Source organism: Actinoallomurus sp. CA-150999 (genome assembly GCF_050942425.1).
In the GTDB taxonomy this organism is placed as follows: Bacteria; Actinomycetota; Actinomycetes; order Streptosporangiales; family Streptosporangiaceae; genus Actinoallomurus.
The window spans coordinates 11,366,751-11,390,516 of sequence record NZ_CP192063.1; the positions used below are offsets into that span (position 1 = coordinate 11,366,751).

18 protein-coding genes are annotated in these 23,766 nt (G+C 71.1%); 8 read left to right on the forward strand and 10 right to left on the reverse strand.

Annotated features, from left to right (window positions below):
- The first annotated feature begins 45 nt into the window (after positions 1-45).
- The gene (locus ACQP2O_RS52570; protein WP_433177882.1) at positions 46-957 is read left to right on the forward strand and encodes a hypothetical protein; all 912 of its coding nucleotides are present in this window, start codon (positions 46-48) and stop codon (positions 955-957) included.
- Entirely contained in the window at positions 954-3,194 is a 2,241-nt protein-coding gene (locus ACQP2O_RS52575) for a heavy metal translocating P-type ATPase (protein ID WP_433177884.1), read from the forward strand. The genes ACQP2O_RS52570 and ACQP2O_RS52575 overlap by 4 nt, the downstream gene beginning before the upstream one ends.
- Before the next feature lie 215 nt (positions 3,195-3,409).
- On the opposite strand, the gene ACQP2O_RS52580 is transcribed toward ACQP2O_RS52575, so the two are convergent.
- Positions 3,410-4,027, reverse strand: a complete 618-nt coding sequence (locus ACQP2O_RS52580) for a TetR/AcrR family transcriptional regulator (RefSeq protein WP_433177886.1) — start codon at positions 4,025-4,027, stop codon at positions 3,410-3,412.
- Positions 4,028-4,216: 189 nt separating this feature from the next.
- Here ACQP2O_RS52580 and ACQP2O_RS52585 point away from each other — a divergent pair, with 189 nt between their 5' ends.
- The 5 genes from ACQP2O_RS52585 (at position 4,217) to ACQP2O_RS52605 (ending at position 10,534) form a co-directional block, all read left to right on the forward strand.
- The gene (locus ACQP2O_RS52585) at positions 4,217-5,668 is read left to right on the forward strand and encodes an MFS transporter (RefSeq protein ID WP_433177888.1); all 1,452 of its coding nucleotides are present in this window, start codon (positions 4,217-4,219) and stop codon (positions 5,666-5,668) included.
- A 24-nt stretch (positions 5,669-5,692) separates the two neighbouring features.
- Positions 5,693-6,472: an alpha/beta fold hydrolase gene (locus ACQP2O_RS52590; RefSeq protein ID WP_433177890.1), complete on the forward strand. Its 780-nt coding sequence runs from the start codon at positions 5,693-5,695 to the stop codon at positions 6,470-6,472.
- 138 nt (positions 6,473-6,610) lie between these two features.
- A complete protein-coding gene (locus ACQP2O_RS52595; RefSeq protein WP_433177892.1) occupies positions 6,611-7,795 on the forward strand; it encodes a permease in 1,185 nt (394 codons plus the stop codon).
- A 233-nt stretch (positions 7,796-8,028) separates the two neighbouring features.
- Entirely contained in the window at positions 8,029-9,210 is a 1,182-nt protein-coding gene (locus tag ACQP2O_RS52600; protein ID WP_433177894.1) for an AbrB family transcriptional regulator, read from the forward strand.
- A gap of 298 nt (positions 9,211-9,508) precedes the next feature.
- Positions 9,509-10,534 (forward strand): NlpC/P60 family protein, encoded by a 1,026-nt coding sequence (locus ACQP2O_RS52605; protein WP_433177896.1) that lies wholly within the window; start codon positions 9,509-9,511, stop codon positions 10,532-10,534.
- Positions 10,535-10,602: 68 nt separating this feature from the next.
- Here the strand turns inward: ACQP2O_RS52605 and ACQP2O_RS52610 are convergent, their stop codons facing one another.
- The 8 genes from ACQP2O_RS52610 to ACQP2O_RS52645 form a co-directional block, all read right to left on the reverse strand.
- Positions 10,603-11,634 carry a LamG-like jellyroll fold domain-containing protein gene (locus tag ACQP2O_RS52610; RefSeq protein WP_433177898.1) on the reverse strand — a complete coding sequence of 344 codons (1,032 nt, stop codon included), beginning with the start codon at positions 11,632-11,634 and terminating at the stop codon, positions 10,603-10,605.
- A gap of 123 nt (positions 11,635-11,757) precedes the next feature.
- Positions 11,758-13,830, reverse strand: a complete 2,073-nt coding sequence (locus tag ACQP2O_RS52615) for a PQQ-dependent sugar dehydrogenase (protein ID WP_433177900.1) — start codon at positions 13,828-13,830, stop codon at positions 11,758-11,760.
- Between the two features lie 164 nt (positions 13,831-13,994).
- A complete protein-coding gene (locus ACQP2O_RS52620) occupies positions 13,995-14,804 on the reverse strand; it encodes a sugar phosphate isomerase/epimerase family protein (protein WP_433177902.1) in 810 nt (269 codons plus the stop codon).
- Positions 14,805-14,895: 91 nt separating this feature from the next.
- Positions 14,896-16,038 (reverse strand): dihydrodipicolinate synthase family protein, encoded by a 1,143-nt coding sequence (locus ACQP2O_RS52625; RefSeq protein ID WP_433177905.1) that lies wholly within the window; start codon positions 16,036-16,038, stop codon positions 14,896-14,898.
- Complete coding sequence (locus ACQP2O_RS52630) at positions 16,035-17,186, reverse strand: Gfo/Idh/MocA family protein (protein ID WP_433177907.1); 1,152 nt, start codon at positions 17,184-17,186, stop codon at positions 16,035-16,037. Before ACQP2O_RS52630 ends, ACQP2O_RS52625 begins: the two co-directional genes overlap by 4 nt.
- 124 nt (positions 17,187-17,310) lie before the next feature.
- The gene (locus ACQP2O_RS52635) at positions 17,311-18,105 is read right to left on the reverse strand and encodes an ABC transporter ATP-binding protein (protein ID WP_433177909.1); all 795 of its coding nucleotides are present in this window, start codon (positions 18,103-18,105) and stop codon (positions 17,311-17,313) included.
- Between the two features lie 61 nt (positions 18,106-18,166).
- Entirely contained in the window at positions 18,167-19,183 is a 1,017-nt protein-coding gene (locus tag ACQP2O_RS52640) for an ABC transporter substrate-binding protein (protein ID WP_433177911.1), read from the reverse strand.
- A gap of 55 nt (positions 19,184-19,238) precedes the next feature.
- Positions 19,239-20,099 (reverse strand): ABC transporter permease, encoded by an 861-nt coding sequence (locus ACQP2O_RS52645; RefSeq protein ID WP_433177913.1) that lies wholly within the window; start codon positions 20,097-20,099, stop codon positions 19,239-19,241.
- A gap of 282 nt (positions 20,100-20,381) precedes the next feature.
- On the opposite strand from ACQP2O_RS52645, the gene ACQP2O_RS52650 reads away from it, so the two are divergent.
- Entirely contained in the window at positions 20,382-21,395 is a 1,014-nt protein-coding gene (locus ACQP2O_RS52650) for a LacI family DNA-binding transcriptional regulator (protein ID WP_433191493.1), read from the forward strand.
- A 42-nt stretch (positions 21,396-21,437) separates the two neighbouring features.
- On the opposite strand, the gene ACQP2O_RS52655 is transcribed toward ACQP2O_RS52650, so the two are convergent.
- Positions 21,438-23,714, reverse strand: coding sequence for an NEW3 domain-containing protein (locus ACQP2O_RS52655; protein WP_433177915.1), 2,277 nt, complete (start codon positions 23,712-23,714; stop codon positions 21,438-21,440).
- Positions 23,715-23,766: the final 52 nt, after the last annotated feature.

Sequence of the window (23,766 nt, forward strand, 5' to 3'; positions counted from 1 at the left end):
CGAAGCGAGCGGCTCCGGAGACGACCGGAGCAAAGGGAGACAGTGATGAACACACCGGCCAGGCTCGGCATCTTCGGCCTCGGGCTGGCGGCGGTGTTCGGCGCGGCGCTGGGGGCCGGTCACCTGACCGGCCCCGTTGGGGCCGAGGAGAAGCCGCACACCATGCACGGCGGCATGGAGCACCAAAACCCCGAGAGCGCGCTGCCGGGCGGGCTGCTGGTGTCCGACCGGGGCTACACCCTGACCACCGTGCCCGACGCGACCGGCGCGTTCGCGTTCCGGATCCTCGGGCCGAGCGGACGGGCGGTTACCGCGTTCGACACGCAGCACGACAAGCGGATGCATCTCATCGTCGTCCGCCGCGACCTGTCCGGTTTCCGGCACGTGCACCCGACGATGGCCGCCGACGGCATCTGGCGGGTGGCCTCCCCGCTGAGCGGGCCGGGCACCTACCGCGCGTTCGCCGACTTCAAGCCCACCGGCGCCGACCCGCTGACCCTCGGCATCGACACGACCGTCGCGGGCGACGCCACGCCACGGCCGCTGCCGGCCCCGGCCGAGATCGCCACCGTCGACGGCTACACCGTCACCCTCAACGGCACCCTGGCGGCGGGCCGGACCAGCCGGCTGGACCTGGCGATCTCCCGGGACGGCAAACCGGTCACCGACCTGCAGCCCTACCTCGCCGCGTACGGGCACCTCGTGGCGCTGCGCCAGGGCGACCTGGCCTACCTCCACGTCCACCCGGACGGCGAGCCGGGCGACGGGAAGACGAAGCCGGGCCCGACCATCACGTTCTACGCCGAGGCACCGTCCGCCGGCACGTACCGTCTCTACCTGGACTTCCAGCACGACGGCGCGGTCCACACCGCCGAGTTCACCGTCGTCGCCGGCGCAACGACAGGCGCGGGCACCTCCGGCGATCACCAGCACCACGCAGGCCAGGAGGGGCGATGAGCACCACCACGCACACGACACCCGATCGGGTCGAGCTGGCGATCGGCGGTATGACCTGCGCGTCGTGCGCGAACCGCATCGAGAAGCGGCTCAACAAGCTCGAAGGCGTCACCGCGACCGTCAACTACGCCACCGAGAAGGCGAGCGTCAGCTTCGGCCCCGGCGTCACCCCCGACGACCTGGTCGCCCAGGTGGAGAAGGCCGGCTACACCGCCGCACTCCCCACCCCCGAGCCCGCCGAGGAGGAGACGGCCGAGGACGCGCCCGTACGGGCCCTGCGCGACCGGCTGCTCGTCAGCGCCGTGCTGGCCGTCCCGGTCATCCTCCTCGCGATGGTCCCGGCGCTGCAGTTCCGGTACTGGCAGTGGGCGTCGCTGACGCTCGCGGCGCCGGTGCTGGTGTGGGGGGCGCTGCCGTTCCACCGCGCGGCGTACAAGAACCTCAGGCTCGGCGCGGCGACGATGGACACGCTCGTGTCCCTGGGCACCATCGCGGCATTCGGCTGGTCGCTGTACGCGCTGTTCTTCGGCACCGCCGGAGAGCCGGGCATGCGGCACCCGTTCACCTTCACCATCGAGCGCGCCTCCGGAGCCGGGAACATCTACCTGGAGGTCGCCGCCGGGGTGACGGTGTTCATCCTGGCCGGGCGATACTTCGAGGCGCGGTCGAAGCGGCGCGCCGGCACCGCGCTGCGGGCGCTGCTGGAGATGGGTGCCAAGGACGTCGCCGTGCTGCGCGGCGAGCGCGAAGAGCGCGTCCCGATCGAACAGCTCAAGGCCGGGGACCGGTTCGTCGTCCGGCCGGGCGAGAAGGTCGCCACCGACGGGACCGTCGTCGAGGGGAGCTCGGCGGTCGACGCGAGCATGCTCACCGGCGAGTCCGTGCCCGTGGAGGTCGGGGTCGGCGACACGGTCGTCGGCGCCACCGTCAACGCGGGCGGCCGCCTCGTCGTCGAGGCCACCAAGGTCGGCGCGGACACGCAGCTCGCGCAGATGGCCCGGCTGGTCGAGGAGGCGCAGAGCGGCAAGGCACCGGTGCAACGGCTCGCCGACCGGATCTCCGGCATCTTCGTGCCGATCGTGATCACCCTCGCGGTGGCCACCCTCGGGTTCTGGCTCGGCACGGGCGGCAGCGTCTCCGCCGCCGTCACCGCCGCCGTCGCGGTGCTCATCATCGCCTGCCCGTGCGCCCTGGGCCTGGCCACCCCGACCGCGCTCCTGGTCGGTACGGGACGCGGCGCGCAGCTCGGCATCCTCATCAAGGGCCCCGAGGTGCTGGAGTCGACCCGCAGGATCGACACGATCGTGCTGGACAAGACCGGCACGGTCACCACGGGGAAGATGAGCCTGGTCGACGTGGTCACCGCCGACGGGCAGGACGCCGACGAGGTGCTGCGGCTGGCCGGCGCGCTGGAGGACGCCTCCGAGCACCCCATCGCCCAGGCCATCGCCAAGGGCGCGACCCAGCGGGTCGGCGCACTGCCCCGGCCGGAGGACTTCGCCAACGTCGAAGGACTCGGCGTCCAGGGCATCGTGGACGGCCACGCGGTCCTGGTCGGGCGTACGCGCCTGCTGGAGGAGTGGTCCGAGCACCTGCCCGCCGAGCTGGAGCGCGCCAAGGCCGCGGCCGAGGCGGAGGGCCGGACTGCGGTCGCGGTCGGCTGGGACGGCGAGGCGCGCGCGGTGCTGGTCGTCGCGGACACGATCAAGGACACCAGCGCCGAGGCCGTCGCGCGGCTCCGCGCACTCGGCCTGACGCCGGTGCTGCTGACCGGCGACAACGAGGCGGCGGCCCGCGCGGTCGCGGCCGAGGTCGGGATCGACGAGGTCATCGCGGAGGTGCTGCCCGCCGACAAGGTCGACGTCGTCAAGCGGCTCCAGGACGAGGGCAAGGTCGTCGCGATGGTCGGTGACGGCGTCAACGACGCCGCCGCCCTCGCCCAGGCCGACCTGGGCCTGGCGATGGGCACGGGCACCGACGTGGCGATCGAGGCCGCCGACCTCACGCTGGTCCGCGGCGACCTGCGCGCCACCGCCGACGCCATCCGCTTGTCCCGCCGGACACTGGGCACCATCAAGGGCAACCTGTTCTGGGCGTTCGCCTACAACGTGGCCGCCCTGCCGCTGGCCGCCGCCGGCCTGCTCAACCCGATGCTGGCCGGTGCCGCGATGGCGTTCTCCAGCGTGTTCGTGGTCAGCAACAGCCTGCGGCTCCGCCGCTTCCAGGCCGCCCGCTGACACTTCCGGGACGGGCCCCGCCTCCGCAGGGGGGTGGGACCCGTCCCGCGTCGCGCGGCCGGCGGCCGGAGAGCCCGGCCCTCGATCAACCGCCGGGAGCCCCGGCCCTCGATCGAGGGCCGGAGAGCCTCGCCCTCGATCAACGGCCGGAGAGCCTCGCTCCCGGTCAACGGCCGGGGAGCCTCGCTCCCGATCTCGTCCGTCCCGAAACGCGCTCAGGCGTCCGGGGTGCGCAGGAGCGCCGACAGGGTCCGTTCCAGCAGGTCGCCCGTCTCCTCGGCGGTGCGGCGTCCCGCCTGGACCTCGTCGCCCGCCGCGTGCAGCAGGGCGTACACCGTCGTCACGAGCCACTCGGCCGGCAGGTCGGCGCGGAAGGACCCGGCCTCCTTACCGCGCACGATGAGCCGCTCGACGCGACCCATCGGCAGGTCGTGGTGGCGGCGCACCTCCTCGGCGGGCAGCGCACGCCGGGCCGCTTCGTGCAGGCTGCCGAACCGGTCGAGGATCGGCCAGCACGTACGGATGAGCCGGGCGAACGCCTCTGCGGGCGGCCCTTCGTCGGGCGCCGCCGCCTCGACGGCTCCCATGCTGTGGCTGATCGCCGCGGCGAGCACCGTCCGGATCAGGTCCTCCCGGGACGGGAAGTGGGCGTACAGCGTCACCCGCCCGACGCCGGCCGCGCGGGCGATGTCGGTCATGCTCGCGTCCGGGTCGCGGGCGAGCAGGTCGGTGGCGGCGGTCACGATCGCCGCGATGTTGCGCTCGGCGTCGGCCCGTCGGCGGGGACCGCCCGCCCGGCCCTCGGCGGCTTCGCGCCGCGTGCTCGGCCCCATGCGAGGAGATTAACGGAAGTCGTACAGGGGTGTTGTGCTTACATACCCGCCAGGGGTACGTTAACTCGAACACAGATGTACGAGTTAAGTACTCACGATGACCTCTACCGGTCCTCGTGAACTCCCGCGTCACCGTCCTCGGCTTGTTCGCCGCACGCCGCGGCATGTCCGACCGTTAAGGAGCGTTCGATGGCACATCCGACGCACTCCCCGCATCCGAGCCGCACCGGCCACGATCCCGGAGCCTCAGGGCCGCACGCTCCCCGCCGCTGGGCGGCGCTCGCGCTGATCAGCGTCGCCCAGTTCATGCTGATCCTCGACGTCACCGTGGTGAACGTCGCACTCCCCGATATCGGCCGCGACCTCGTGCTCGGCCGTACGGCGCTGACCTGGGCCGTCACCGCGTACACCCTGTTCTTCGGCGGCCTGATGCTCCTGGGCGGTCGCCTCGCGGACGCCTTCGGCGGCCGCCGGATGATGCTGGCCGGGCTGGTGGTCTTCACGGTGGCCTCGCTGGTCACGGGCCTCGCGCAGAACGAGGCGTCCCTGCTCGGCGGGCGCGTCGCCCAAGGAGTCGGCGCGGCGCTGCTGTCCCCCGCGGCGCTGTCGACCATCACCACCACCTTCCACGGCGCCGAGCGCACCAAGGCGCTGAGCGTGTGGGCCTCGCTCGGCGGCATCGGGTTCGCGGCGGGCGTGCTGGCCGGCGGCGTGCTCACCGCCGGGCCCGGCTGGCGTTGGGCGTTCTTCGTCAACGTCCCGGTCGGCATGGCCGTACTGGCCGCCCTCCCGGCCACCGTTCCCGCCCAGGGCTCCGGCGGCGCGCGGCGGCTCGACGTGCTCGGCGCCCTCACGGTCACCGCCGCGACGGCCGCCTTCATCTACGGGATGATCCACGCCGGGGACGCCGGCTGGTCCGCCGCCGGCACGCTGGTGCCGCTGGCCGCCGCGGTCGTGCTCTACGCGGTCTTCGCGCTCGTCGAGCGGACCGTACGGCACCCGCTGATGCACGTGGGCATGCTCGCCCGCCGCCCGGTCGCCGCGGGCGCGTTCCTGATGCTCGTCGCCTCCGGCCTGTTGATCTCGATGTTCTTCCTCGGCTCGCAGTACCTGCAGCACGCGCGGCACATCGGGGCCCTGGAGACGGGCCTGCTCTTCCTGCCCGCGGCCCTCGGGACCGGGCTGGGCGCGCACCTGGGCGGACGGCTGGTCGGCACGATCGGCACCCGGCCGGTCGCGGTCGGCGGCCTCGGACTGATCGCCGTCGGGACCGGGCTGCTCACCGGGCTCTCGGGCCACGGCAGCGTCGCCACCGGGCTGCTGCCGGGGATCGTCGTCGCGACCGTGGGAGTCGGGCCGGTCTTCGTCGCCGCGACGAGTTCCGCGCTGGCCCACGTGACGCACGAGGAGGCCGGGCTCGCCTCCGGGGTGATCAATACCTTCCACGAGCTGGGTGCCGCCGTCGGCGTCGCCGTCGCCTCCACGATCGCCGCGACCGGCCTGTCCGCCGTCCCCGCGATCGGCGGATTCACCGACGCGTACGCGGTGTTCGCCGTCGCGGCGGCGGTCGCCGCGGTGCTCGCGCTGTGGCTCGTCCCGCCCGGCAGGCCCCGGTCGACCGGCATGCCCCACGCTCACTGAGCCCTGACCACCGAGGGGTGTCCCATGCTCGCGCACGACCGATCCGGCACGGGCCCGCCGCTGGTGCTCCTGCACGGAGTGGGCCTCGATCGCCGGACCTGGCGTCCGGTCCGCGACCTTCTCGCCGAGGAACGGGAGGTGATCGCCCTGGACCTGCCCGGGCACGGGGAGTCGCCGTCGCTGCCGGCCGGCGTGCGCTACGACGTCGCCGGGTACGTCGGCGCGGTGCGGGAGGCGATCGGGGCGCTCGGCCTCGACCGCCCCCACGTCGCGGGCAACTCCCTCGGCGGCGCGATCGCCCTGGAGCTGGCCCGTACCGGAGACGTCGCCTCGGCGGTGGCGCTGTCGCCGATCGGTTTCTGGAACACTCGGGAGATCCGCGCCACGATGGCGTCCCTGCGGCTGAGCCGGGCGCTCGCCCGCCTGTCCGGGCCGATCGGGCCCACGCTCGCGAGCATCGCGGCCGTCCGGCTGCTGCTCTTCCGCCCGTACTACGGTCACCCGGCCCGGTTGTCCTCGGCCGACGCACGCGCCGCCGCCGAGGCGTTCGCGGCGTCGGCCGCCCTTCCCGCCACGCTGCCCTGCACGCGCCGCTACCGGTTCGCCCCCGATCCGCCGGCACGCGTGCCCGTCACGATCGGCTGGGGCGAGGACGACCGGTTGCTGCCGCCACGGCAGGCGCTCCGCGCGCGGGAGATGCTCCCCGCGGCCCGGCACGTGATCCTGCCCGGCTGCGGCCACGTTCCGATGCCCGACGACCCGGAACGCGTGGCCTCCCTCCTGTTGTCGAGCCCGGACCGCTGATCCGTAGCCCGCGCGCATATCCGGCCGGAGGCGTGGTACGTCCCAAATCACCGTTGATGCCGGATAGAAATAAACCCCCCACGGGTATATGGTTCGAGACCTGAACGCGGTGAAACCTCTGCTGAAAAGAGGGCGAGCATGGGAGCGATCGGTCACGCGCTGGCGATCGCCGGGTCGATGACCTGGGAGATCCTCTGGGCGTTGATCCTGGGATTCCTGCTGTCGGCGATCGTCCAGGCGGTGGTGCGGCGGTCGACGGTCGTGCGGCTGCTCGGCGACGGGCGGCCGCGTACGCTCGCGATCTCCGCCGGTCTGGGCGTCGCGTCATCGTCGTGCTCGTACGCGGCGGTGGCGCTGGCGCGCTCGCTGTTCCGCAAGGGCGCGAGCTTCGTCGCGGCGATGACGTTCGAGATCGCCTCGACCAACCTCGTGATCGAGCTCGGCATCATCCTGGCGTTGCTCATGGGCTGGCGGTTCACCGCCGCCGAGTTCATCGGCGGGCCGATCATGATCGTGGTCCTGGCGGTGCTGTTCCGGCTGTTCCTGCGCGAACGGCTGCTGCGCGCCGCCCGCGAGCAGGCCGAACGCGGCGTGGCCGGCTCGATGGAGGGCCACGCGGCGATGGACATGTCCGTCCAGCGGGAGGGCTCGTTCTGGCAGCGGCTCCTGTCGGGCGAGGGCTTCACCTCGGTGGCGCACGTGTTCGTCATGGAGTGGGCGGCGATCCTGCGCGACCTGGTCATCGGGCTGCTGATCGCGGGGGCGATCGCGGCGTGGGTGCCCGACTCGTTCTGGCAGCACTTCTTCCTCGTCGACCACCCGCTCGCCGCGAAGATCTGGGGACCGCTGGTCGGACCGCTCGTGGCGGTGATCAGCTTCGTGTGCTCGATCGGCAACGTCCCGCTGGCCGCGGTGCTGTGGAACGGCGGCATCAGCTTCGGCGGCGTCGTCGCGTTCATCTTCGCCGACCTGATCATCCTGCCGATCATCGTGATCTACCGGAAGTACTACGGCACTCGGATGGCCCTGTTCATCACCGGCACCTTCTACGCGGCCATGGTGATCGCCGGCTATCTCGTCGAGCTGATCTTCGGCGTGACCGGCCTCATTCCCGGCAAGCACCATGCGGTCGTGATGGAGGCGGGCGTGTCCTGGAACTACACGACCTGGCTCAACATCGCCTTCCTCGTCCTCACCGCCGTCCTGCTGACCCGGTTCGTCCGGACCGGCGGCATCCCGATGCTGAAGATGATGGGCGGCTCCCCCGAGGCCGAGCACGCCGGCCACGACCATGGCCCTGCGGCCCATGACCGTCACCAGTGAGCGCGCCTCACCGTCCCGCGTCGGGACACAACGCATCATGCGCCCCGAACCTCACGACAACCCAGATAGGGACATTTACCGTCGAATAAGCGTCGTAACGTCACGCGGTTTTGAGACGGAACACGGTGTAAGCGGGCCGGCCTTGGCCTAGAGCGACATCTTCATTGGCCATTGCGTTCGCCGCCATAACCATCACCGGCCGCAGCGATGGACACAGTGACCATGTGGTGTCTATGGGGAAGGCACGGGCCCGGCCGTCCGGAACGGCCGGCCCGCCGAACGCCCGGGTGAGACGCCCGCTGTCGGCCTGGAGCTGGTGCGCCGTCGTCGTCACCGCCCTCCTGGTCGGCGCGGGAGCGCACGCGGCGGGGGTGCCGGGGCCGTACATGCTCGCCGGGCTGCTCGTGGGCATGGTCCTCGCGCTGCCCGGGCTGGTCACCACCACCTTCCCGCGCCCGGCGTACCGCATCTCCCAGGCCATGGCCGGGGTGCTGATGGGCGGCTACATCCAGCCGGCGGCGCTGCGGGCGGCCGCGCCGGCGATGCTCCCGCTCACCGTCGTGACCGTCGTGACGGTCCTGCTCAGCGTGGGGATCGCCCGGCGGATCGAGCGGACTGGTCTAATCGACCGGCCGACGGCGACGCTGGCCACGGTACCGGGCGGCGCTGCGGCGATGCTGGTGGCCGCGGACGAGCTCGGGGCCGACACCCGGCTCGTCGCCATCGCCCAGTACTCCCGGGTCGCCATGATCGCGGTGACCGCCCCGGTGGTCGTCCCCCTGTCCGGCCCTTTGCTGCACGGAAGCGCCGGGTCGGCCGAGCCGCACTCGCCGGTCAGCCCGCAGATGCTGCACCTGGTGGCCGGCGCCCATCAGCCGGCCGGACTCCTGGTGCTGTGCGCCGTGGCGGTCCTGGGCGTCCAGGTGGGGCGGCGCCTGCGACTGCCGGCTCCGATGGTGCTCGGTCCGATGCTGGTGACCGTCGTGGCGACCTTCTCCGGAGCGGTCCACGGATTCCGGCCGGCCGGGCTGCTGCAGACGCTCGTGTTCACCTGCATCGGGCTGGAGATCGGGCTGCGGTTCCGCCGGGACTCCCTCCGGCACGCGCGCCGGCTCCTCCCCTGGATGGTGGGCGGAACGATCATCGTCAGCGTCGTCTCGGCGGTGCTCGCGTGGCTGCTGGCCCGCCTGGCGAACCTGTCGTACGCCGACGCCTACCTCGCGACGACACCTGGCGGGATCAACGCGGTCCTCGCCACGTCGGTGGCGACCAACGCCGACGTCGGGCTGGTGTCGAGCGTGCAGAGCATGCGGCTCTTCGCCGTCGTCACGCTGGCACCCGTGCTGGTCCACCTGTCGTTCCCCCGGAGCCGACGATGCGCTCCACCGGACGAGGCGCCCTCGCACGTCCGTTGACGTTCGTTATTCACCCCTCGCACGGGGATTGTCGGTAGCGGCCGGTCAATGAACGTCAACGTCGCAAAAGGTTAACGAAACATTGATTGGCAAAAGGCGCCTGATCGCCTCTAAACTACGGAAAGCCCGGCTGTCCCCGGCTTCACACGAAGCACAGCCGTCCGCCGAATCCCCTTGGGAACCCGGGAATCCACAGCCGTCGAGGCGCGTCCAGAACCGATGAGGTTCCGGCAGGGTGGCTCCAGCCCAAGCCTCGATCGCCGGCCCGGAAGGCGGCAAGGAGAGGAGTAGGACTTCTGTGGCGCCTTCCCACCCCCTGACGAACGCGCGCGCCACCGAGCGCTCGCGGTTGCGGCGATCGCTCCGCGCCTGCGCGGTCACGTCGCTCGCGGTGGCCGTCTCGCTGACGACGGTCGGCACCGCCCACGCCGCCCCGACCAAACCGTCGGCGGCCGCCGCGCAGAAGGAGCTGGACAAGCTCAACGCGAAGGTCGACAAGATCGTTGACCAGTGCAACAAGGCGCAGACCGAGCTCGACGCCGCCAAGAAGCGGCTCAAGTCGGTCAACGCCGAGACAGCGGCCGAGCAGGTCCGGTACAACCAGCTGCACGGGCGGGTCGTGCAGCTCGCCGCCGACCAGTACAAGACCGGCACGTCCGACCCGGCCACCGCCGTCCTGGCCTCCAAGAACCCGGACGCGGCGCTCGACCAGATGTCGACCTTCACGCACCTGGCCAGCAGCCGCGGTCAGGAGCTCACCGCGTTCCTCGCGTCGACGCAGCGGCTCCGCCGCGACCAGGCCGAGGCGCAGGGCACAGCCCAGGAGGTCCAGCAGAAGGTCGCGAAGCTCAAGGCGCAGAAGACCGCGGTCAACCAGGCCATCGCCAAGCAGAAGGCCCTCCTGAAGAAGCTCGGCCAGGCCACGACCGCTCCGAAGGGCAAGATCGGCGGTTCGTACACCGGTCCGGCGTCCGGCTCGGCGCGTGCGGCCCTGAACTACGCCTACGCGCAGCTCGGCAAGCCCTACATCTCCGGCGGCACCGGCCCGCAGGGGTACGACTGCTCCGGTCTCACGATGATGTCCTGGCGGGCGGCCGGGGTCAGCATCCCCCGGGTCGTCCCCGACCAGTACAACGCGGTCCACCACGTGGCGCAGAGCGACGTGCAGCCCGGCGACCTCATCTTCCTCGACGGGCTGGGGCACGTCGGGATGATGGTCGACAGCGGCCGATTCATCCACGCTCCCCGCACGGGCGAGAACGTGATGATCAGCTCGGTCGCCGGCTACTGGCAGGGTCATCTCGTCGGCTTCGGCCGGCCCTGACGACGCAAACCGCGCGGTGAGCCTCTCGGGGGAAGGGCTCACCGCGCGGTTCTGGCGGGGGATGGTGGTCAGTGTCGGCCTGAGACGGCCCGGCTGTACTGCTGCCAGACCTCCTTGTCGGTGACGACCCGATTGAGGAACATCAGGCTGTCGAACCGGCAGTTGCAGGGGTTGTCCTCCTGCGTGTTCTGCGGGTAGCCCCCGCCGATCTTGATCCCGCGCGGGTCGGTCGCGGAGGTGTAGTGCGTGCCGGGGGTCCCGACGCCCCAGGGGTCGCCCGACACCACGTAGAAGCCGGGGATCGGCTTGCCGTTCTTGTACAGCTTCATGGTGCCGTGGTCGTAGTCGAACGACGCGGCGAGGAAGACCCACTTGCCGATCGGCAGGATGCTGTGCCAGTCCTCGCTCGCGGCGAACGTCTGAGAGCTGCTGCCGTCGACGCGACGGCCGAGGGCGACCAGGCGCTTGGTCCCCGACACGTCGATGATCTCGAGCAGTCCTCGCACGTTGTGGCCCTGCGAGTCGCCGCTGAGCACACCCGTCAGCGCGACGGCGCCGAAGTAGTCCGACGGGTCGGGAGTGTTGGTGTTGGGGTTCGGGTTCGGGCCGGTCGTCTTGAACCAACCCATGATCGACATCGCCGTGGTGTGGTTGAACGCGTGGAGGGTCGGCACTCCGGTCGTGGAGTAGATCCCGCCCTTCCAGTCGTCGTTTCCGAACGTCGTGGGGTTGATCTGCTGGGTCTGGAGCGCGTGCCCGGCGCCGGGGTAGGCGCTGTCCCGGACCCGCATGGCGCCGCCACCGTTGATCAGGTTGATGGTCGTGCCGGACGACCCCTGGTCGCGCTCCTGCGCGGGGTTGCCCCGGACGGGGTGCTCGAAGTCGTAGTAGGCGACCAGGTTCGGGCGCAGGCTCGGCAGCACCTTCCCGTCACCGTGGTGACGGGCCAGGGCCGACGTCGTGCCGGCGTCCGCCTGGGCCGCGCTCGCGGCCGCGGTGAGCGGCGCGCACAGGACGGCGGCCACGAGGGCCGCGCCAAGGCGCCGGGATCGTACGGGCCGCCGGCGGCGGGCGACCGCCGCCTCGCTGAGATCTGTCATCGTTCCCTCCACGTGCGTATGGAGTCCCGGCGGCCACCGCTCTGAGGCGGTGACCGCCGGGAGGCAGTGGGGCCCGGGCCGCGTCCGCCGCCGGACCGGACGGACGGCGGCCCGAGCCCGGGATCAGTCGCCTACGGCGGTGCCGGTGACCTGGAAGTTGCGGACCCGGCCGATGTTGTCGAACGACCCGAACCCGACCCGGCCTGACGCGAAGGTCTTGTCGACCGCCGTCATCCGCGGGTTCTTCGAGTGGTCGAGGTACACCGCGATCTCACCGGTGTCCACATGGCGGATGATCGTCACGTGGTGCCAGTTCATGTCGGTGATCGACGGAGGAGCGCCGCGCGAGCGCAGCGGGTCCCACTGGTCCTCGATCCGCAGCCGGTCGGCGTTGTTCACAACGAAGATCCCGTTATGCGGGTAGATGTCGTTGCTCTGCGACAGATGCGCGTAGTAGAACTGCGTGTCCGATTGGTAGCCGAACACGATGATCACATCGCGGTTGCTGATATCTGTCGGAGTGTCGATCCGCACGTCCGCGTCGATCCGCTCCGTGCCGAACTTCGGGCCCTTGCTGAGCACCGCGTACTCGAACGGACGGCGCGGGCCGGGGCGCTGCACGCCGGCCTCGGCGAGGATGACCTGGTTACCCTCGAACTTCCACTTCGACGGGGTGACCGGCGCCCAGTTCTTGGCGCCCGCCGTGCCGCCCACGTGGGTGTGGCCGACCGGACCCGAGGCGAAGTGCTTCGTGCCGACGACCTTCCAGATCTTGCCGTTCGCCTTGGAGATCATGTAGAGCTCGCCGTGGCTGTCGCGGCCGAAGCGGAGGTCGACCCGCTTGTCGCCGGCGAACTGCTGCATCGTCAGGCGGTTGCCGTTCGTGTCGAACGTCTGCAGCTGGTGGATCGGCGCGCGCGGCCCGCCGCGGCGCATCTGGCTCTGCTCGGTGTAGTAGACGCTGCCGTCGACCAGGTCGCCGAAGATGTACTTGCCGTACAGCTCGGGCAGCTTGTGGCCGCGGTAGACGTACCCGCCTGAGATCGCCTTGCCGATGTCGCTGGAGCAGTTCCAGCCCGCCGGCGGGTCGTGGTCGTAGGCGGCCACCGGGTAGTCGTAGCCGTACTTCGCGTCGTCCGAGGGCAGCGTGTACAGGTCGCAGCGGTCGTTCTTCACGAAGCTGAACGGACCCTCGCGGTTCGGCCAGCCCGCGTTGTCGCCGGCGCGGATGTCCCAGACGCCCTCGATGGTGTGCTCACCGATGTGGCCGAGGAACAGCTGGTGGCTGCCGCCGGTGTCCCAGCCGAAGCGGTGCGGGTCACGGAAGCCGAGGGCGTAGACCTCGCCGAGGTCGCCCGGCTTGCCGACGAACGGGTTGTCGGCCGGGATGCCGTACTTGCCGTTGGCGCTGTTGTCGCCGTGCGGGTCGATGCGCAGGAGCTTGCCCTGCGGGACCCCGAGGTTCTGCGGGTCGTTGTTGCCCGCGGCCTGGCCCTGCCCGCCGTCACCGGCGGCGATGTACAGCTTGCCGTAGTCCTTCGACCCCGGCCGGGCGTTCGGGTTGAACCCGATCTCCTGGATGCCGTGGATCTGTCCGGCGAAGCCGAGCCGGAGGACCTCTCGGTGAGTCCCGTGGAAGGTGTCCGCCGACGGGTCGTCGGCCGTCCACTCGTCGATGACGCCGTGGTAGATGGTGTTCGGCTGCGGCGTCAGGTCCGGGACCTTGGTGGTGCTGGAGGCCAGCTCGCTGTGGACGGTGTAGAACTTGCCGTTCTTCTTGAAATCAGGGTCGAAGGCGACGATGCCGAAGCCCTGGCCCAGGCCGCGCCCGGAGAAGAAGTACGGTTGGAAGGCCGCCTTGACGTCGAGGTAGACGTGCGGCTGGCCGTTCCGGACGATGTACATGTTGCCGTTGAGGTCCGGCACGTACATCCGGCCGGAGCCGTCCGGAATCTCACCGATGTAGTTGATCCGGTTCGTGCGCATCAGGCGGGGGTCGACGGGCGCGGGGGTCGGATCGGACTTCGGGAACTGGGCGTACTCCTGGAGGACCAGGCCCAGGTCGGAGGTTATCGGGCGTTCGGGGATCGGGTCTTTGACGGGTTGTAGGTCATCGGCTTGCGCTGCTGTCTGCGGCATTATGAGGGCCGCGAGAACAGCGACGACGGTCAGAAGGCACCATCTGAGCTTCGTCATCCTGCCACCCATGGGGTCGTGGGACTGAAAGCGCTTTCTGGAAGCGCTTTCCCGAACGTAGATGAGGTTGGATCGAGCGTCAAGAGTCAGAGATCCGATGTTTCCTCTCGGGGGTCTGGGGCGGTTTCGGCGGAGGATGCGCTGACGCGCGAGGTCGAAGAATGTCAGGTGACGTGCTCGGCGAAGCGGTCGAGGCAGAGGGACAGGGCGTCGGTTCCGGGCATCGCCCACAGCGCCTCGTTGAAGATCTCCACTTCGATCGGCCCCGTGTAGCCGGCCTCGTCCACGGCCGCACGGAACCGGCGCAACTCGACGCAGCCGTCCCCGAGCATGCCGCGCCCGGTCAGGACGCCCTCGGGCAGCGGAGTGATCCAGTCGGCGACCTGGAACAGCGCGATCCGGTCCTCCGCCCCGGCGCGCGCGATGGCGGCGTACGCGCCCGGGTCCCACCACAGGTGATAGGTGTCGACCATGACGCCGACGCGGTCGGACGGGTGCGGCGCGGCGAGGTCGAGGGCCTGGTCGAGGGTCGACACCACGCACCGGTCGGAGCAGTACATGGGGTGCAGCGGCTCGAGCGCCAGCCGCACGCCGTACCTCCCGGCGTACGGCGCGAGCTCGGCGAGCGCCTCGGCCACCCGCGCCCGCGCGCCGTCGAGGTCCCGGGAGCCCTCGGGCAGCCCACCGCTGACCAGCGCGAGGGAGGGCGCGCCCAGCTCGGCGGCCTCCTCGATGGCCTGCCGGTTGTCGGCGATCGCGTCCGGGAGCTGGAAGAACCCGCCACGGCACAGCGACGTGACGGTCAGCCCGGCGTCGCGGACCAGCTTGGCCGTACGGGCCAGGCCGTACTCGGCGACCGGTTCGCGCCAGAGCCCGACGCCGGTGACCCCGGCGGCTACGCAACCCGCGACGAGGTCCGGAAGTGGCCAGTACCGCGTCGTCCACTGGTTGAGACTGAAGCGGTCGAGACTCATGCGGCCTCCCTCCTCGCCCAACCAACCCACCCCGGCCGACCTCCCGGCGCGGGAAGAGTGGCCAGGCACACTGTGCTTTCGATTCGCTCGCTCATGACGGCACCCCCTGGACGGTGAGCCACGCGCGCATGCGGACCACGGCGAGCTCCGGGTCGGGCAGCAGCCCGGCCTGGTCCGCGAGCTCGAAGAGCCGGACCAGGTGCGGGACGGATCGGGCGCTCTCCAGGCCGCCGACCATCCGGAAGTGCGCCTGATGCCCGGCCAGCCAGGCGAGGAACACCACGCCGGTCTTGTAGTAGTACGTCGGGGCCGCGAAGATGTGCCGGGCCAGCGGCACGGTCGGCCCGAAGATCCGCTCGTACGCCTCCAGGTCCCCGGCGTCGAGTGCGCCGAGTGCCGCCGCCGCGGCGGGCGCGATCGGGTCGAAGATGCCGAGCAGCGCGTCGCTGTACCCGACGTCGTCGCCGCGGATCAGCTCCGGGTAGTTGAAGTCGTCGCCGGTGTAGAGGCGGACACCGGCGGGCAGCCGTCGCCGCATCGCGACCTCGCGGCCGGCGTCCAGCAGCGACACCTTGATGCCGTCGACGCGGTCGGCGTGCTCGCCGATGATCGCCAAGACGCTCTCGGCCGCGGCGTCCAGGTCGGCCGAGCCCCAGTAGCCCTCCAGCACCGGGTCGAACATCGGGCCGAGCCAGTGCAGCACCGCGGGGCGCGCCACCTGGCCGAGCAGCCGCCCGTACACGGCGGCGTAGTCGTCCGGTCCTTCCGCCGAGGCGGCGAGCTGGCGGCTCGCCATGATGACCGGCGTCCCGCCGGCCGCCTCGATCACACCGAGCTGCTCTTCGTACGCGGCGACGATCCGGTCCAGCGGCGCCGGGCCGGGCGGCAGCTGGTCGGTGCCCGCGCCGCACACGATGCGCCCGCCGCAGGCTCGCGCCTCCGCGCCGCTGCGCTCGATGAGCTCGCGCGTCGCCGGCCAGTCGAGGCCCATGCCGCGCTGCGCGGTGTCCATCGCCTCCGCGACGCCGAGCCCGTACGACCACAGGTGGCGGCGGAAGCTCAGCGTCGTCTCCCAGTCGATCGCCTCCGGATCCGTTAGGGGATCGACGACGACGTGCGCGGCGGCGTACGCGACGCGGGATGTCGCCGGGCTCTCAGGCGGTGGGTAGGCGCGCGGCTCGCCGAGTGTGTACGGGACGATCGAGCCGTCCGCGCGGGGCAGGTCGATCTTCACTTCGCGATCTCCGGGACCTCGATGCGGCGGCTTTCCTTCCACGAGCGCAGGCCCAGCTCGGCGAGCTGGACGCCGCGCGCGCCCGCGTAGAAGTCCCACGGGAACGCGCCGTCGTCGGCGACGTGCCGCAGGAACAGCTCCCACTGCGCCTTGAACCCGTTGTCGAACTCGGCGTTGTCCGGGACCTCCTGCCACTGGGAGCGGAAGTCCTCGGTGGCGGGCAGGTCGGGGTTCCACACCGGCTTCGGCGTCATCGACCGGTGCTGCACGCGGCAGCGCCGCAGCCCGGCGACCGCGCTGCCCTCGGTGCCGTCCACCTGGAACTCCACCAGCTCGTCGCGGAACACCCTCGTCGTCCACGAGGAGTTGATCTGCGCGATGACGCCACCCTCGAGCTCGAAGATCCCGTACGCGGCGTCGTCCGCCGTCGCGGCGTACGGCTTGCCGTTCTCATCGACGCGCTCGGGGATGTGGATCGCGCCGAGGGCCTGCACCGACCGTACGGGCGCGATGATGTTGTCCATGACGTACCGCCAGTGGCAGAACATGTCGGCGATGATCCCGCCGCCGTCCTCCACCCGGTAGTTCCAGCTCGGGCGCTGCGCCTCCTGCCAGTCGCCCTCGAACACCCAATAGCCGAACTCCCCGCGCACCGACAGGATCCGGCCGAAGAAGCCGCCGTCGACGAGCCGCTTCAGCTTCAGCAGGCCCGGCAGGAACAGCTTGTCCTGCACGACGCCGTGCTTGATGCCCGCCTCGTCCGCGAGCCGGGCGAGTTCGAGGGCCTCCTCGAGGTCCTCGGCGAGCGGCTTCTCGGTGTAGATGTGCTTGCCCGCCTCGATCGCCGCCCGGACGGCCGGCGACCGGGCGCTGGTGATCTGCGTGTCGAAGTAGACGTCGACGTCCGGCCGGGCGAGGGCCGCTTCGAGGTCGGTGGACCACTCCGTGAGCCCGTGCCGCTCGGCGATGGCGCGCAGCTTGACCTCGCTGCGGCCGACCAGGACGGGCTCCGGCCACAGCACGGTGCCGTCGGCGGTCGTCAGCCCGCCCTGGTCGCGGATCGCCAGAATCGAGCGGACGAGGTGCTGGCGGTACCCCATCCGGCCGGTCACGCCGTTCAGGACGATCCCGATGGACCTGCGTGCCATCCCTGTGTGTTCCTCTCTGCGGGTTCGGTGCGGAGCGTGTTCATGGCCGCGCTCGCCTCCTCACTCGCTTCGCGGCCGGCTCGTGCCTCACCGGCCACTCCGCTCGCTCGTCGGCTCGCCGCGGTCAGTCGGCGGCCGATGCCGCGCCGAGCAGGTCGCGGATGCGGCCGGTGGCGCGGGCGAACTCCGGCTTCGCCATCGTCGCGGCGTAGTCGCGCTCGTCCGGCAGGTCCACGTCGATGATCTCGGCGATCGTGCCGGGCCGGTCGGTCATCACGACGATCCGGTTGGCGAGGTACGCCGCCTCCGCGATCGAGTGCGTGACCAGCAGGACGGTCGTGCGCGTCTCCCGCCAGATGCGGTTGAGCTCGATGTTCAGCTGTTCGCGGGTGAGCGCGTCCAGCGCGCCGAACGGCTCGTCCATCAGCAGGACCGGCGGCTCGTGCAGGAGCGCCCGGCACAGCGCGACCCGCTGCTGCATGCCGCCGGACAGCTCGTGCGGGTAGGCGTCCTCGAACCCGGTGAGCCCGGTCATGGCGATCAGCTCCGCGGTGCGCGTGCGGGCCCGCTCGGCGGGCATGCGGCGCATCTCGGCCTGCAGCAGGATGTTGCGCCGGGCGCTGCGCCACTCCAGCAGCGCGGCCCGCTGGAAGACGTACCCGATGTCATGGCGCGGACCCGTGACGGCCTCGTCCCGGAGCCGTACGTCGCCGGCCGACGGCTTGAGCAGTCCCGCGACCAGCTTGAGCAGCGTCGACTTGCCGCAGCCCGACGGGCCGACGATCGCCACGAACTCGCCCTCGGCGACGTCGAGCGACACGTCGCGCAGCGCCGTGACGTCCTTCTTCTTCGTACGGAACCGTACGGCCACGTCCTCCAGCCGGACGCTGCCGCCGCGGCTCCCTTCCTTTTCGGTCACTGATCCTCGTTCCCGTGTGCTCCCGGGCCCGGCCATCGTCGTCACCTCTTCCGTCGGTCGGTCAGCCCTGCGGGGCGGCGGAGGAGTCCCAGTACGCCGACGGCGGCTGCGCCTTGCTGATCAGGCCGGCCTGGGTGAAGACGGTGATGGTCTGCTGCCAGTCGGCGTCGGTGTTGACGCCCGGGGCCTTGCCCTTGGTGGCGTCGGTGTGCAGGAGCGACAGCGTCGTCTTGAACTGATCGGTCAGCACGGTCGGCGACGGCAGCTGCTGGGACGCGCCCTGCATGGCGGCGACGGCGTTCGCCGGGTCCTTCTCGGCCGCCGCCCACGCCTCGCTGGTGGCCGCGGACATCCGCTTGACCAGGTCGGCGTTGCTCTTGAGCTTCCGGTCGCCGACGAGCAGTCCGTTGGAGTAGTAGTTCAGCCCGAATTCGGCGAACTTCAGGTACGACACCTGCTTGCCGGACTTGGCGGCCATCGTCGGGCCCTGGTCGTTGGCGTAGCCGATGAGGCCGTCGGTCTTGCCGGAGATGACCGCGGCCATCTTGCCCGCCGGGTCGGTGTTCTGCAGGTGGACGTCCGACTCGCTCAGGCCGTTCTTCTTGAGGAACGCCGGGAACGTCCGCGACGGGGCGTCGCCGGCGGTCGCCGCGATCGTCTTGCCCTTCAGGTCCGCCGGCGTCTTGATCGCCTTGGCCGAGAAGAACTGCACCGACGCGGGGGTGGTCTGCAGATAGACACCGATGCTCTTGACCGGCAGGCCCTGAGCGGCGCCGGCCAGCAGCGCCGGGGTGTCCGCCCAGCCGAAGTCGGTCTGGCCCGCGCCGGTCGCCTGCACCGTCTTCTGCGAGCCCTGCCCCGCCTTGATCTCCAGGTCGATGCCGTGCTTCTCGAAGATGCCCTGCTTCTTGCCGAAGTAGAACGGCGCGTGCTCGCCGTAGGGGTACCAGTTGAGGGTCAGCGTGACCTTGTCGAGCTCCTTGCCCGAGGCGCTCTTGGACTTGCCGCCCCCTCCCCCGCACGCGGCGGTGAGCGCCACGATGGGGATGAGGGCGAGGGCGAGGCTGCGCAGTTTCATATCTTCTCCGTCGGGTTCGTCGGATCTCCGTCGGCGGGGCGTCGTTCGTCGTGGGTCAGTAGGTGGTGGTCACGGCGGAGCCGCGACGGCTGGCGTGCCACGGCAGGAGCAGCTTCTCGGCGAACTCCACGAGCACGAACAGGACGACGCCGATCAGGGACATGACGAGCAGACCGGCGAAGAGCATGGGGGTGTCGAGGTTGCCGTTGGCCTGCTGGATCACGTACCCGAGGCCCTCGTTGGCCCCGACGAACTCGCCGACGACGGCACCGGTGACGGCGAGCGTCACGGCGACCTTCAGTCCGGAGAACAGGTGCGGCAGAGACGCCGGGAAGCGGATCTTGGCGAAGGTCTGCAGCGGGCCGGCGCCCATCGTCGCCGACAGCTGGATCATCTCCGGGTCGACCGCCTTCAGCCCGGTGACCATCGAGATGACGACGGGGAAGAACGCGATGAGCACCGCGACGACGACCTTCGGGGCCAGGCCGAAGCCGAGCCAGACGACGAGTAGCGGCGCGATCGCGACCTTCGGGATGACCTGGGCGAACAGCAGGACGGGGTAGAGCGTCTTCTCGATCGCCGTGGAGTACACCATGACGACGGCGGCGAGGACGCCGATGATCGCGGCGATGACGAAGCCGAGCAGCGTCTCGTACGTGGTGACCCAGGTGTGGTGCCAGATGTAGCCGGCCTTGTCGCTCATCACCTGGAACGTCTTGGCCGGTGACGGCACCAGGTACGCCTCGACGAGCTTGGCGGCGGTGATCACCCACCACGCGGCGAAACAGGCGATGAGGAGGGCGACCGGCCGCCAGGACCGCACGACCGCCTCGCGGAACCGCTCACCGGGTCCGGGTCTGTCACGCTCCGCGACTCCGGCCACCGGAACACTGGACGTGGTGCTCTGACTCACCATGAGCTCCTCCGTGCTCGGACCCGCGCTCGGGCTGAGAAAGCGCATTCTGAAAGCGCTTTCTGCTACCGTAGGGACGGCGTACGGTGCGGTCAAGAGGGGTCCCGATCCCGATCTGGGTCGCACGCTCACGGCATGCTGGAGCCAGGAGGGCGCACCATGGGGGACGACAGTGGCGACTCAGGGGGCGGCGTGACAGGCGATGGAGTCAGCGCGGCAGGCACCGTACGCGGCGGCGCGAGCGGTGCCGACAGTACGGCGGGCACCGGAGGCGCGCACGTCACGCTGCAGGATGTCGCACGGCGGGCCGAAGTGTCCCTCGCGACCGCCTCCCGCGTGCTCAACGGCACCACCCAGGTCCGCGCCGACCTGCGTGAGCGCGTGCTGGCCGCCGCCTCCGAGCTCGCCTACGCCCCCAACGCGCACGCCCAGGCGCTCGCCCGCGCCTCCAGCCAGTCGATCGGCCTCATCTGCCACGACGTCAGCGACCCCTACTTCGCCGCGATCGCCCGCGGCGTCACCCGCACGGCGGCCGACCACGGCCTGCTCGTCATGCTGGCCAGCACGTTCCGCGACCCGGCGCGGGAGGTCGACTACGTCGCCATGCTCCGCGCCCAGCGCGCCCGCGCGATCCTGCTGATCGGCTCCGGGTTCGAGGACCGCGAGTGGGAGCACGCGATGAGCGCCGAGCTCGACCCGTACATCCGGACGGGAGGCCGCGTGGCGGTCCTCAGCCGCCACCGCAGCCTCCGCGTCGACACCGTCCAGCCGGAGAACCGCGAGGGCGCCGCCGCCCTCGCCCGCACCCTCCTCGACCTGGGCCACCGCGACTTCGCCGCGCTCACCGGACCTCGTACGCTCACGACCGTCTCCGACCGGCTGGGCGGCTTCCGCGACGCCCTCGCCGACGCCGGGATCGACCTCCCCGACGACCAGGTCATCGAGGAGTCCTTCACCCGCGACGGCGGCTACGCCGCCGCGACCGAGCTGATCCGCCGAGGGTCGCGGGCGACGTGCGTCTTCGCCCTCACCGACGTGATGGCGATCGGCGCCCTGTCGGCCTTCCGCGACCACGGAATCGACGTGCCCGGCCAGGTCTCCCTGGCCGGCTTCGACGACATCCCCATCGTCCGCGACCTGGTCCCGCCGCTGACGACGGTCGCCCTGCCCCTCGAGGAGCTGGGCGAGCGCGTCATGAACCTCGCCCTCCGCGAGCCCGCCCGCCGCAGCCGCGTCGAGCGCATCACCGGCGAAGTCGTCCTCCGCGCCAGCACCACCGCTCCCGCTCGTTCCGCGTGATGTCGCGGGGCTGTGTCACCCCGCGACATCACGCGAAGATCGTCAGTGATCGCTGGTGGTGAAGCCGGAGAAGTCGTCCTCGCTCGGGTAGCCCGGGTTGTGGGCGGTGCCGAAGAGGCCGACGTCCTGGGTGGCCGCGGCGGAAGGGACGTTCGCGGTGCTCAGGCGGGTCCAGGTGGTGCCGTCGGTGGAGTAGTAGCCGGTGTAGGTGGTGCCGGAGCGGACCAGCCGGATCCAGCTGGGCAGGACGGGCGTGCCGACGCCGGAGCCGTTGGGGGCGGTGCCGGAGTCGAGCCGGCCGTCACCGTCGGCGTCCCACTGCATGAAGTAGCCCTTCTTCGCGCTCACTCCCACGGTCACGAAGCCGGGCGAGGTGTTCGCGCCGGTGATGTCGTTGCGCACCATGATTCCGGTCTTGGCCCCGGAGTTCTGGTAGCGCTGCCAGGTGACGCGCACCGTGGTGGTGGAGCCGTCGTGTTCCGCGCCGGGGAGGTAGAGCGCCCCGTACTGGTTCGTCGATCCGTAGACGTCGGCGCCGGCCGCGCGGATGCCCAGAGCGGTGCCGACCTGCGAGAAGTTCGCGGGCTCCGGTGTGGAGGCGAAGGTGTGGAACGGGGCCTTGACGGGCGCGTCGAGCAGGACGGACGTGTGCCCGGCGGCCTGGGCGCGGGCGCGGGTGTTCCAGAGGTAGCGGGCGGTGGCGTCGAGCCGGGCCGTCGGGAAGAGCCCGCCGATGGACGCCGGTGCGGTGACGCGGTAGGTGGCGCGGACGGTCGCGCCGGGCGCGACGGAGGCGAAGAAGGTGGGTGAGGCGGGGGTGACGGTCCAGCCGTTCGGGGCGGGCAGGGTCACGTGGACATCGGTCGCGGCGGTGGTGCCCCAGTTGGTGAAGTCCACGGTGGCGGTGGCCTGCTGACCGGTCGCCAGGGTGTCGGGGGCGGTCACGGTGAGACCGGTCTGCGGGCGGGCCGCCGCCATGCCAGTGGCCCACGGGCGCACCCGGAGCAGGGCCGCGCCGTGGGCGGGGACGGAGGCGGCGATGGCGTCGCCGGAGGATCGGGTGACCTCGTGCGTCCACAGGTTGTGGATGCGGTACGCGGAGGACGCGGGCAGGCCGGCCGTCCCCGGGGCGACGGAGACGGTCTGCGCGGCGGACCCGGTGTTGAACAGCCCGATGATCACGTCGCCGTTCGGGGCCTTTTTGGCGAAGACCTGCGCGGTCGCGCTCTTGCTCACCCGGGAGGCGTTGGTGGCGTCCTGGTCGACGGCGATCACGTCGTGGTTCGTCAGCAGCTTGAGGTCGGCGGCGTCGAGCTTGGTCAGGTCCGTGCCGAGGAGCAGCGGGGAGGCGGCCAGCGACCACAGGCTCAGCTGGGTCTGCCGCTCGTCGGGGGTGAGCCCGCCATCGTCGCCGTTGCCGACCTCGATCGAGTCATAGTCGTTGAACGCGCCGGGGCCGCCGTACGGTTGCCAGTCGGCGACCTGGTCGAACCGGGCCGACGTCCGCTGCCAGCTGGTCAGCGGGGTGCTGGATCCGTTGACACCGCAGTAGCACTCGATGTCGCCGCCGGTGCGCCAGCCGTTGCTGGTGGCCTGCCAGGTGGCGGCGTCGGCGATGCTGAGCGAGTTGGACAGCTCCAGGTGCATCGGGCGGCCGGTGGCGACGATGGCCTGGTGCCATGCCTTCATGTCGGGGCGGTTGTCGGCGGGGACGAGGCCGCCGCCGGGGCCGACGAAGTCCATCTTGATGTAGTCGACGCCCCAGGAGGCGAACAGGTCGGCGTAGCCCTGGATGTACTCCTGCGCGCCGGGCTTGCTGAAGTCGATGCGGTAGGAGTCGTTGTGAGTGTTGCCGGGCTGCGTCGGGTCCGCAATGTCCTGCATGTGGTACGGGGTGCCGTGGACCGGCAGGTTCTTCTGGTACGCCTCGATCGGAACGCCCGGCGTGAGGTAGATGCCGAGTTTGAGGCCCAGGCCGTGCAGATACGCGGCGAGCGCGGGGATGCCGTCGGGGAAGCGGGTGGTGTCCCAGGCGTCGCGCCCGTACGCGTCCAGGTGGTCGGACCATCCGGCGTCGATGTTGATGTACCGATAGCCGTACTGCTGCAGCTTGTCGTGCATGACCCGCGCCTGGGCCTTGATCCCGTTCTGGGTCAGGCCGCTGCCTTCACGCAGAGCGCTCCAACTGCTCCAGCCCATGGGCGGCGAGACAGGGGCCATCGGGGCCTCGGGTGGCGCGGCCATTGCGGGCGACATCCCCGCGGCCAACCCGAGGGAGAGTAGTACCGGCAGCAGACATCTGGTCTTTCTCGCATGCATCGAGCGACTCCTCGGCGTGGTCAGGGGCAACGCGCCTTGGCCTTACTGGTCA